Raw genomic sequence first — 10,433 nt, 5'->3', positions numbered from 1 at the left:
ACTGGCCGGCCATGGAGAACGTTCTGGGTTCGGCCTCGCTCAGCATCTCGCCCTCGTCAGCCTCGACGGGAACCAGCAGCGAGACGCCGTCCTCGCCCAGCCAAGCCAGGCGCCGCCGGCCGACCTGGAACACCGGTCCGGCCGGACTCGCCCGCTCCTCCACACCCGGCAGAGCGAGGGCGGCACGACGAGCAACCTCGAACCAGATGGAGGGTTTCCTTGCCCGGTGCGGCGGGCTGCTCCGCGATGCTACCCGACCCCGCAGGGCCTCATACCGTAATGGAATGGGATCTTAAAAAGGTGTTTTCCGGCTCCTTCTTGTACAAGTCGCTCCAGCATCCCCTATGTTCAGCTCCAGTTAATCAAATCACCTAAAATCCGTTCGGCCGCGAGAGAGCTGATCGCTGCAAGGAACCGAAAGCATTCCTTAGGCGTCTGGCAGCAACGTACGTTCTGCTGCACGTCATCGGCCGCGGTCGAACATTGCGCGTGTCAACAATGTCAGCTGCCAAAAGCCTGAGCTTTCTGTGAGGGGGAATGTTCTGGAACTCGCGCTTCGCCCGCATCTTCGTCGGGCTCTCGCTGCTCGTCACCGGCATCCTGGTGCTCCTACCGGGCCTCACCGGCCACACCAGCCTCGACGGCACCGTGAACGCTCGCTTCACGGTTGTGTCCGCGCCGATCGAGGGCGTGGTCTCTGAGACACCGCCGAAGGTCGGCACCGCGCTGCCGGAGGACGCTGAAGTCTTCCAGATCAACAACGACCGCATCGCCCGCACAGCCGAGGCACAGCTCGAGGCGGATCTCGGCGCAGCACGCGAGCGCCTGAAGGCGCTGGAGGCGCAGATCGGCCAGTTGGCGGCCCTGAAGAAGGAGCTCACCGGCCGGCTTGCCGACTATCAGAAGGCCAGCATCCAGAGCATCCAGCAGGAGATCGTGATCCGGCAGCAGCGGATCAGCACGGCGCAGGCCAACAAAGCATCGGCCGAGGCGGACCTGAGCCGCAAGCAGACGCTTGGTGCCACGGGCGTCGTGGCAGGCAGCTCGGTCGAGGCAGCCAGGGCCGCTGCGATCGCTTCCGGCAACGAGGGCACGATCGCCAAGGCGGAACTGGAGCGGCTCACCCAGCAGCTCGATGCCTTGAGACGCGGCACGTTCGTGGGCGAGGGCCGCAATGACGTGCCTTACTCGCAGCAGCGCACCGACGAGGTGACGATCCAGCTCGCCAATGTCGAGGCTCAGGCCAAGACCGAGCGGGCGCGCGTCCAGCTCCTGGAAAGACAGCTCCTGATCGAGCGCGCCCGCAACGACCGGCTGTCCCACGCATCCGTGCAACTGCCCTTCAAGGGCGTGATCTGGCGCAACAACGTGGTCGGAGGCTCAAACGTCGTCGTCGGCAACGAGCTGCTGCGGCTCCTCGACTGCCGCGACCTCTTCGTCGACATCCTGCTCGACGAGGTGGATTACGACGAGATCAAGCCCGGCGACCCCGCCGAGGTTCGGCTCCTCGGCACCTCTGAGGTGATTGCCGGCAAGGTCATCTCGGTGCGCGGATCGAGCGCTGCCGTTGAAGAGGTGACGCTCGCAGCCATGCCGCCGAAGAGCCGCGGCAAGAGCGCCCGCATTCGCGTCTCCCTCGAACCAAACCCGATGCAGACCGACTACGAGAACTTCTGCCACGTCGGCCGCACCGTGCAGGTCCGGTTCGCCCGGTCTGCTCCGACCTTCCCGCTCGCCAATTGGGTGAGGAGCCTGTGGTTCAGTATCTCGTAGGGCTGGACCTCTGGCCGCTCGCTCCGACCCTTCTCGTCGGCGCCGTTTTCCTCATCTTCATCACGAACTGGCCGCGGGAACGGACGTGGACCCGGGCGCTGACCTGCGCCTTCGTGCTCGCTGTCGCCCTGCGCTACCTGATCTGGCGGTTCACGCAGACCGTCCTGCCCCATCCTGTCGATTGGAGCTTCGGGTTCTTCTGGACCTGGTTCGTGTTCTGCGTGGAGCTCGGTGCCTTCGCTGACATCCTGCTCTTCCTCATTGCGATGAGCCGGTATGTCGACCGCAGCAGCGAGGCCGACGAGTTGGAGCGCGCCTATTTCGCGCGGCCCGCGGGGGAGCTGCCGACCGTCGACGTGTTCATCCCGACCTACAACGAGCCGCTCGATGTGCTGGAGCGGACCATCGTCGGAGCTCTCGCGCTCGACTACCCGCGTGACAAGTTCAAGGTCTATGTCCTCGACGACAAGCGCCGGGACTGGCTGAAAGCCTACTGCGAGGAGAAGGGTGCCATTCATGTCACCCGCCCGGACAACTCGCACGCCAAGGCCGGCAACATGAACAACGGCCTGACCGTGTCCTCGGGCGAGTTCATCGCGATCTTCGACGCCGATTTCGTGCCCTACCGCAACTTCCTGCGCCGCACGCTGCCCTTCTTCGCCGACCCGAGCATCGGGATCGTGCAGACGCCGCAGCACTTCTTCAACAAGGACCCGGTGCAGTCGAACCTCTCGCTGGAGACCGTCTGGCCCGACGAGCAGCGGCTGTTCTTCGACGAGATGGCGGCCAGCCGCGATGCCTGGGACGTGAGCTTCTGTTGCGGCTCCTGCTCGGTTGCACGTCGGAGCGCGCTCGACGCCATCGGAGGCTTTCCCCACGACTCGATCACCGAGGATCTGCTCACCACGCTGGCGATGCTGAACAAGGGCTTCAAGACCCGTTACCTGAACGAGCGCCTTTCGATGGGGCTCGCGGCCGAGAACCTGAAGGGCTACTTCGTCCAACGCGGCCGTTGGTGCCGCGGCGGCATCCAGACGATTTATCCGCACAACGGTCCGCTGCGCGGCCCCGGGCTGAACCTGTTCCAGCGGCTGATGTTCCTCCCGCTGTCGTGGCTGGTGCAGTACACGGTCCGGTTCGTGATCCTCGTCGTGCCCGCCGTCTATCTCTGGACAGGCGCAGCGCCGCTGTACTTCACCGGGACGCAGGACATCGTCTACTACCAGTTGCCTGTGCTGGTAGCTTACTTCCTCCTGATGGGCTGGCTCACGCCGACGCGCTACCTGCCGCTGGTCTCAAGCGCGGTCGGCGCGTTCGCGACCTTCCGCATGTTGCCGGTCGTGATCTCGAGCCTCGTCAAGCCATTTGGCGTGCCATTCCGCGTGACGCCGAAGGGAAGCGGCAACGAGGAATCGGAATTCGATCGCTACACGTTCTACTCGATCGCGTTCTGGGTCGGCGTGACGGCGCTGGGCTTGGTGATCAACATCGTCCCGGAATGGTCGCGCATCGGTGAGGGTGAGTTCTCGGTGGTGTCCGCCTACTGGGCATTGATCAACATCATCGTCCTGCTGATCTCCGCGCTGATCTGCTTCGAGAAGCCGCGCCCGCTGCTGGACAGCTTCATCACCGACGAGGAAGCGCGCATCGTTGCGGACGAAGGACGCTACCATCGTGCCCGGGTGATGAGCCTGTCACTGGAAAGCGGAATTGCGGAGATGGCAGCCGACACCGCCCTGAGCGAGGGTGATGCGATCATTGTGGAGATGGACCGCTTTCCGCATCTGAATGCCAAGGTCGAGCGGCTCACACGAACCAAGCGTGGGACAATCGTCCGGGTGGCGTTCTCCTACGCTCTCGCAGGCGAGTGCCGCGATCGGATGATCGTCAGGCTCTACACGGGCCAGTACTCGCAGGACGTCCGAGAGATCGACAAGTCGGCGATCGTCAGTGGCATCTGGGCGCGGCTGTTCGGGAGGACCGCGCGTGCGACCTGAGGCTGGTCAGAGCCTACAGAGATGACGGGCGGTTCTATAGCCGGAGATGGACCTGCGCTCTCACCTGCGCTCGCCGTGCACATGCCAAGGTAGCCTCGTAGGCTTGCCTGTACTCCGTTCCCGCGCAAGCCTCCTCAAGTGCGCTGCAGGCCGCTGAAAGGGCTGGAAAGCCCAGCAGCCCGGCCTGCGAGACGAGAGCATGGGCCGCCTTCGCCAGCGCGCTGGGATCGAGCTGCTCTGACTTCGATAACGCAGCGAAAGCCTCGATCTCACGATCCAGCCGCTGCACGTAGTCGCGCGTCTTCTCCGCCCCCAGGAGTTCTGTCAGCTCCGAGAGCGTTCCTTCATCGAGATCATCCGGCGGTGAGGTTACACTTGGCGATCTGGCTTCTCCTGCAGCGTTCTTGGACCAGCGTTCAACGGCCGCGACCAGCTCGGCCGCTCTGAACGGCTTGCCGACATGCCCGTTCATGCCAGCCTGGCGGCACCGGTGTACCTCCTGCGAGAGCACGTTCGCCGTCAGTGCGATGATCGGCACGTCACGCGCGGGGCCGTTCAGGCGCCGGATCGCCTCCGTCGCCGCGATGCCGTCCAGCACCGGCATCTGAACGTCCATTAGGACCACATCGTAGGCCGCACTCTGAACCGCCCGGATAGCCTCGGCGCCATCAGAGGCGACGTCTACATGATGACCTGCCATCTCCAAGAATCGGCGTGCGATCTCCCGGTTCAGCTCAAGATCCTCGACCAGGAGAACACGAGCGGGGCGACCACTTGGCTGGATGCCCCCGTCCTCCAGCATCCCCGCAGCCGCCGCAAGCTCGGCTCGCTGCAAAGTCAGACGGAACCAGAACGTTGAGCCCTCGCCCAGGATGCCCTCCGCTCCGATCTCGCCACCCATGAGCTCAATCAGGCTCTTGCAGATCGCCAGGCCGAGGCCCGTTCCGCCATACTTGCGGAAGGTCGCGGCCTCCGCCTGCGAGAAGCGCTCGAAGAGCTTCCGCTGCACCTCCGGACCGATGCCGATGCCGGTGTCCCGCACCAGGAAACGCAGTTCGTAGTTGTCGCCCCGCTCGGCCTCGACATCGACCTCCAGGGTTACCGAGCCGGCATGGGTGAACTTGATGGCGTTGTTGAGCAGGTTCAGCAGGATCTGCTGCAGACGGGCCCGGTCGCCGAAGACAGCGGCGGGCACGCGCGGATCCACGCGCACCTGCAGGTCGAGCGCCTTCGCCTCCGCGCTGTGCCGCACGATGGAGAGGCTGTTGTCGATCAGCGCCTCGATCGGCAGCGGGTTGAGGTCGAGGTCGAGCTTGCCGGCCGCGAGCTTGGAAAAGTCCAGGATGTCGTTGACCACCGTCAGCAAGGCCGAGGCTGCGCTGTCGATCAGCTGGGCGTGCCGGCGGCTCTCCGCGGGCAGATCGGGATTGGCCAGGAGCAGCTGCGTGAAGCCCGAGATGCCGTTCAGCGGCGTGCGGATCTCATGGCTCATGTTCGCCAGGAAGTCGGACTTGGCCGCGTTGGCAGCATCGGCGGCGGCATAGGCGGCGTGCAGTTGCGCCTCGGTCTCGCTCCGCGCCCTGAGCTCGCGGCGAAGTTCCAGCTCGTCCATGACGATGGCCGCGAGACGCGCCAGGTTCTCGCGCTCAGCCTCAGTCAGCGCCGGGCGAGAAACGAAGTCGATCAGGCAAACCGCGCCCAGGCGCTCGCCGCCGGCCGCCGTGATCGGCGCGCCGGCGTAGAAGCGGATCTTCGGACCGCCCGTCACCAGGGGATTGTCGAGGAAGCGCGGGTCTCGGGTCGCGTCGGGAACGACGAGCACGCTCGGCGACCGGATGGTATGGCTGCAGAACGCGATGGCCCGCGGCGTCTCGCTGACGTCGAGGTTCTGCCGTGCTTTGAGCCACTGTCGGTGTTCGTCGACGAAGCTGACGAAGGCGACCGGCACATCGAACAAGGCACGTGCCAGCGCGACCACACGATCGAAGCTTTCCTCGGCCGGCGTGTCGAGGATGCAGTAGCCTTCGAGGGCACGCAGCCGCCGCTGTTCCTCGTCGTCCTGTCGCACGTTCTATCGCCCCTCTTGTCGGAAGCGGGCCAACCTGCTGGCGCAGCCAGCCAAGCCTTTTAGCCCCAACGGCGGAGTTGCAGCCGAATTGTATGGCTTTAAGGTCGGACCTGCACTGTCTTCGGAGTTGGCCCGAGCGGGACCATGACGGACACGAAGGTCGCCCTCGTTGCCGATGATGACGAGTTCTTCCGCATGGCATTGCGGGCCATCCTGCAGAACCGGCTCGGCTTTGCTGAGGTGATCGAAACCGGCTCCCTCGACGAGGCCATCGAGCATCTTGGTCGCCGCGAGGACATTGCCCTGGCCCTGTTCGATCTGGCCATGCCGGGCATGCAGGGAGCAGGCAGCCTGCGTGCCGTGCGCGAGGTCCGGCCCGAGACCCTGACCGCCATCGTTTCAGCGTCCAAGCGTCGCCAAGACATCCTGCAGGCTCTGGAAGCCGGCGGGCACGGCTACATACCGAAGGGGATCGGTGTGGCCGAACTCGGGCAAGCGCTCGAGATGATCCTGAAGGGCTTCATCTACGTGCCCCCCCTTCTGGCCGACATCAGCAGCGGGCCGTGTCATGAACCTAGTCCGCCCCCGGCTCCAGCTGACGCTACGCTGCCGACGAGCTTCACGCCGCGCCAAAGGGAGGTGCTTGAGCTGATCGTGCAAGGCAAGTCGAACAAGGAGATCGCGCGAGCGCTCAGTCTCGGCGAGGGCACCGTTAAGATCCATGTAGCGGCTCTTTTCCGGACTCTCGGCGTCTCGAGCCGCTCCGCGGCGGCGGCCATCGGGGGGCGCGTGCTGAACAGCGCCCCGTCCGCCTAGGCCGCCAGGGCTGCTGGCGCGCTCCGCTCGCGCGGAGCGGCTTTACGCTGGTCAGGGTGCTCCGAAGGGTCGATCCACATACCGGTAACCCGGAGTGCTGCCTCGTACACGACCTGCCCAGCTTGATCCCGCACCCTCGCCGTGAGGTTGCTCTGCCCGTCGCCGGATCCAGTATCGGCAGCGATCTCGGTCAGGATCTGAGCCACTCGAGTTGCCGCATGCTGGTGGCTAGCGCACTCCTCGCCTTCGCCGTCCGTCACGGAGAGGAGATCATCGGTGATGTCGAAGAAGTAGCGGGCCATGGGGCCTCCTTCCGGGTGCTGGCGCAGCGACGGTGTGCGAACGGATGATGAAGTTTTCTGCCGGCAGCCAGCTCAGCACGGCATCAGCTCAGGTCGTCCACTCTGGCTTACGTTCTTAGCTATGGGACGCAGACGTCGTAACTGATCCTGGCCTCTGTTCTTGACGGTCCAGCGCGGTGCGGCATTGCGTTTTGCCGCCGGGCCACTGCCCTCTCCCTGCAGCACTGCGCGGAGTAGGGCTGCACCCTCAGGATCTGCACCCAGCGCGGCCGCAGTGAAGACTGGCATGGTGCTGGTTCAGCGCTGGGCAGCGTAGGGCGACGGGTACACGACTCGCACTGCGCGAGCCGACATCTCGCGAGAGGGGAGCTGCACCGTTGCGGGCTGCACAACCTCTTGGACGGCCACCTGGGTGGGCTTGGCCGCGCGGGCGATCTCGGCGCCGATCGGCGCAGCAGCTGGGGCCTGCGGCGCAGCCTGTCCCGGCGCAACGATGAGGGCGGCCAGAACCGCAGCCGTGCCAGCGCAGCCAAACCAGATCTTGTTCATCGCCCGCCTCTCCCTCTGCCCGGGTACGTGGCCCGGTCTCATTCGTTAGCGAGGCGTAAACACCACGTCCGGGCTGGCGTGTGTAGTCGGACAGATGGCCGGGTGTCTCACTAGGCCAGGTGGCCTAGCTGTAGCCGGCACAGGAGCCGAGAGCAGGCTCAGTGCAGGTCCACACGGGTCCTGATGGCCTTGTAGGCACGAGCCGAGACGAGCTTGCGCTCAGCAAGCTCGGCGACGCTGCTGTAGGGCCGGCTGCTGATGATCGCACGCGCCTGGCTCTTGACGATGTGCGGCAATCGCCTGAGCTCGAGGAGCGTCGCCGTGTTCAGGCCGACAAGGGGAGCCGACTGAGCCTTACCGGTCACAGTCGCTACGGTGGTTGGTACAGCCTGGACGGCCACTTGCGGCCGAACCTGCACAGCCGCTGTCTGTAGACCCGGTGATGCCTGTCGCATCGCCTCTGCGGTGAGGCTCGGCGCCACGCCCGGCGTCTGCGCCGGCAGCGGCACCCGGAGGACGGAGCTGGGCCGCACCGGCTGCTGCGGTGGATGGTTCATCAGCCTCGGGACCGCTGCAGCAAGTAGTCCAACGGCAGCGAGGCCGAGGCAGCCTGAGGCCAGCACGGGCCAGAGACGCACGGGCTTGCCGCCCGTGTGAATGGCCCCGAGATGCGGATCGACCAAGAGTGAGGAGGCCTGCATAGATTTTCATCTGCCGGTGGAGAGGACGATCTGGCGAGAGGGCTCAGTCGCATTCCTGCACGCGGCGGATCACGATCTTACCCGAGCGGCCGGTCTGGGCCTGATCGACGTAGTAGCAGTTGTCGGCCAGGCTTCGCGTGGCGCAGCCCTGCAGGCACTCTGCGCCCGCCTGCGCAGCGGTTTCGACCGTTCCTGCGCGTGCAACCTGGCTGACGAGCACGGTCCCGAGTGCCGCGACAGTGAGGGTACGGATCAGGGTCGAGCGCGTCAGGATCATGTGTGCACCTGTAAGGCCGAGGAGCGGGCTGGGCTGTGCCAGCCCGATTGGGCTTAGCTGTAGGCGCACGCTGGTTCAGAGAACATTCAGCCAGCTGGCCTAGTCCGACTGGTCTGCTGCTCCGATCCAAGCACAATTCGGCATTATCGTGACACTTGATGGGCAGATCCGCCAATATCCTGCCAAACATACTCTCGTCACATTCAGCTACATTTTGCCGGCCCGTTCACATAACAAACGGGAATGCACAGAATGGTCTCGAACGCTCGCCTGATGCTCCTCGCGATCGTTGCGATTACTTGCGCGACCGGCGCTTGTGCCGAAGCTGGGACGACCGCGCCTGCGCAGTCCGGTGTAGCCTCCTGGTACGGTCCCGGCTTCCACGGCCGGCGCACGGCCAACGGCGAGCGCTTCAACACGCACGCGCTGACTGCGGCTCACCGTAGCCTGCCGTTCGGCACGCAGGTGCGGGTGACCAACAAGAGCAACGGCCGCTCTGTCGTGGTGCGCATCAACGATCGCGGCCCGTTCGTCGGCGGCCGGGTGATCGACCTGTCGAACGCCTCAGCCCGCGCCATTGGCGTCTCTGGTGTCGCGAAGGTCAGCCTCGCTCGCCTGTGACGTTCTCAGCTAACGGGGTCCTTTTCTGACCATGCGAACGGCTCGACGCGCGGCCAATCGATGCCGTGAGAGGCCGGCCAGCAACTCAGCATACGGCTCGGCCGCCCTTCTATGGGGTGGCTCGGCGACGTACCGCGGCCCGGCAGCATCTGACACTTCAAGACGCCATCCTCACGCCCTGACCGGATGGAAAGTGCTCGCCCGCTGGCGCCACGAAGGCATAGGACTGCAGGATGAACAGACCGACCGTTGGAGGCCTTCTCTCGTCCGGTGCGGTCAAGCCTGCGGAGGTGTCCGCAGCTGTGGAGGCCTACTTGTCTCGATCAGAGCCCGGGCTGTTCAAAATGAGCTGTGAGTACGAACTGGATCTCGCGTCTGCCGTTGCTGCGCACCCCTTCACGGTAAGATTGCTGGCCAATCGGAAGTGTGGCGTCGCAGCCCGGCGGGCGGCGGTGCGGACTGCGATCATTCTGGCGCGGCCGGAGAAGCGGGTGGACGCACCCTCTCTCTAGCTTGGGCTTGCCGGTGCGCCATGTAGAGCCGTGATGCTTCTACGATCAGCGCTAACTGTTTCCCTCGCCCTCGCCCTTGTGGCCAGCTTGCTCGCCACCGCCGCAGCCTCTGCGGAGGAGGACTGTCCGGCGCGGTTTCAGAAGTACGGCCTGTTCCTGCAGGCGAAGAAATCCTGCGGGCGCGAGGCCGAGTACCCGTTGATGAAGGTGATGCGGGCCTGCGCCAAGGAGACGCCGCAGGAGACGGCGATCAAGCTGATGGACGAGGGCCGCCGCGAGTGGGCTAGGGGCCTGATGCGCAGCAGCCTCGGCAACATGTGCACGGAGGTGTTCGCCAAGCTGCCGCCCGCAGCGGACAAGCGACAGAACAGTCGCGCGAAATAGCCTGCCTTCGGCTCAAATGTTGTGCGGTGGGCATCACAGACCCAGAAGGATTGGCAGCGCGCCTGCAATGATGATCAGCAGGAAACCCAGGGCCGTGAGCACGTGGGCGGTGTAGTCGCGCGGGTACCGCTCATTGCGAGATCTGCCGCGCATCGGGTGCCCAGGACTATCGCAGAGCAGTGTTGCATCTGAGTCTGAGGCTGATCATTTCACAACGTCGTTAATGCAACGCTAATCGACTTTCCTCGCTGCTGGGTCGGCCCGAGTCTACTTTCAGGACAGCGTTGTCGCCTCTCTTTCGGAGTGCATCTCTGAGCTAAACACGCGCAGGGTGCGTACTAGATCCTCAGGCTAGCGCTAAAAAGCTGCGGCCACTTTCTTGCCGCGATTCCTCAACGGTGCCACTCCTTGTTCCAAGGTGGAACAGTCAGTT

Annotated in this window: 10 protein-coding genes; 5 read left to right on the top strand and 5 right to left on the bottom strand. The window is 64.8% G+C overall.

The window, feature by feature from the left end:
• Nucleotides 1-537 precede the first annotated feature (537 nt).
• On the top strand, nucleotides 538-1,773 hold the full coding sequence (locus MOX02_RS28140; RefSeq protein WP_147029097.1) for an HlyD family secretion protein: 1,236 nt from the start codon (nucleotides 538-540) through the stop codon (nucleotides 1,771-1,773).
• The gene (locus MOX02_RS28135) at nucleotides 1,755-3,770 is read left to right on the top strand and encodes a glycosyltransferase family 2 protein (RefSeq protein ID WP_147029096.1); all 2,016 of its coding nucleotides are present in this window, start codon (nucleotides 1,755-1,757) and stop codon (nucleotides 3,768-3,770) included. The genes MOX02_RS28140 and MOX02_RS28135 overlap by 19 nt, the downstream gene beginning before the upstream one ends.
• A 34-nt stretch (nucleotides 3,771-3,804) precedes the next feature.
• Here MOX02_RS28135 and MOX02_RS28130 read toward each other — a convergent pair whose 3' ends face one another.
• On the bottom strand, nucleotides 3,805-5,838 hold the full coding sequence (locus MOX02_RS28130) for a GAF domain-containing hybrid sensor histidine kinase/response regulator (RefSeq protein ID WP_147029095.1): 2,034 nt from the start codon (nucleotides 5,836-5,838) through the stop codon (nucleotides 3,805-3,807).
• A gap of 144 nt (nucleotides 5,839-5,982) precedes the next feature.
• Between MOX02_RS28130 and MOX02_RS28125 the strand changes: the two genes are divergently transcribed.
• On the top strand, nucleotides 5,983-6,654 hold the full coding sequence (locus MOX02_RS28125; protein WP_147029094.1) for a response regulator: 672 nt from the start codon (nucleotides 5,983-5,985) through the stop codon (nucleotides 6,652-6,654).
• On the opposite strand, the gene MOX02_RS28120 is transcribed toward MOX02_RS28125, so the two are convergent.
• From MOX02_RS28120 to MOX02_RS28105, 4 genes are all read right to left on the bottom strand, one after another.
• Nucleotides 6,651-6,956: a DUF6894 family protein gene (locus tag MOX02_RS28120; protein WP_147029093.1), complete on the bottom strand. Its 306-nt coding sequence runs from the start codon at nucleotides 6,954-6,956 to the stop codon at nucleotides 6,651-6,653. The genes MOX02_RS28125 and MOX02_RS28120 overlap by 4 nt on opposite strands.
• Nucleotides 6,957-7,253: 297 nt before the next feature.
• Nucleotides 7,254-7,505 (bottom strand): hypothetical protein, encoded by a 252-nt coding sequence (locus MOX02_RS28115; RefSeq protein WP_147029092.1) that lies wholly within the window; start codon nucleotides 7,503-7,505, stop codon nucleotides 7,254-7,256.
• 158 nt (nucleotides 7,506-7,663) lie between these two features.
• Nucleotides 7,664-8,062, bottom strand: a complete 399-nt coding sequence (locus MOX02_RS28110) for a ComEA family DNA-binding protein (RefSeq protein WP_147029091.1) — start codon at nucleotides 8,060-8,062, stop codon at nucleotides 7,664-7,666.
• A 187-nt stretch (nucleotides 8,063-8,249) separates the two neighbouring features.
• On the bottom strand, nucleotides 8,250-8,483 hold the full coding sequence (locus MOX02_RS28105) for a hypothetical protein (protein ID WP_147029090.1): 234 nt from the start codon (nucleotides 8,481-8,483) through the stop codon (nucleotides 8,250-8,252).
• 252 nt (nucleotides 8,484-8,735) lie between these two features.
• Between MOX02_RS28105 and MOX02_RS28100 the strand changes: the two genes are divergently transcribed.
• Both MOX02_RS28100 and MOX02_RS28095 read left to right on the top strand, forming a co-directional pair.
• On the top strand, nucleotides 8,736-9,104 hold the full coding sequence (locus tag MOX02_RS28100) for a septal ring lytic transglycosylase RlpA family protein (RefSeq protein ID WP_147029089.1): 369 nt from the start codon (nucleotides 8,736-8,738) through the stop codon (nucleotides 9,102-9,104).
• Between the two features lie 599 nt (nucleotides 9,105-9,703).
• Nucleotides 9,704-10,000 carry a hypothetical protein gene (locus tag MOX02_RS28095; RefSeq protein WP_147029088.1) on the top strand — a complete coding sequence of 99 codons (297 nt, stop codon included), beginning with the start codon at nucleotides 9,704-9,706 and terminating at the stop codon, nucleotides 9,998-10,000.
• Nucleotides 10,001-10,433 lie beyond the last annotated feature (433 nt).

This window comes from Methylobacterium oxalidis, from assembly GCF_007992195.1.
In the GTDB taxonomy this organism is placed as follows: Bacteria; Pseudomonadota; Alphaproteobacteria; order Rhizobiales; family Beijerinckiaceae; genus Methylobacterium; species Methylobacterium oxalidis.
This window is presented reverse-complemented; position numbering and strand designations above follow the sequence as displayed.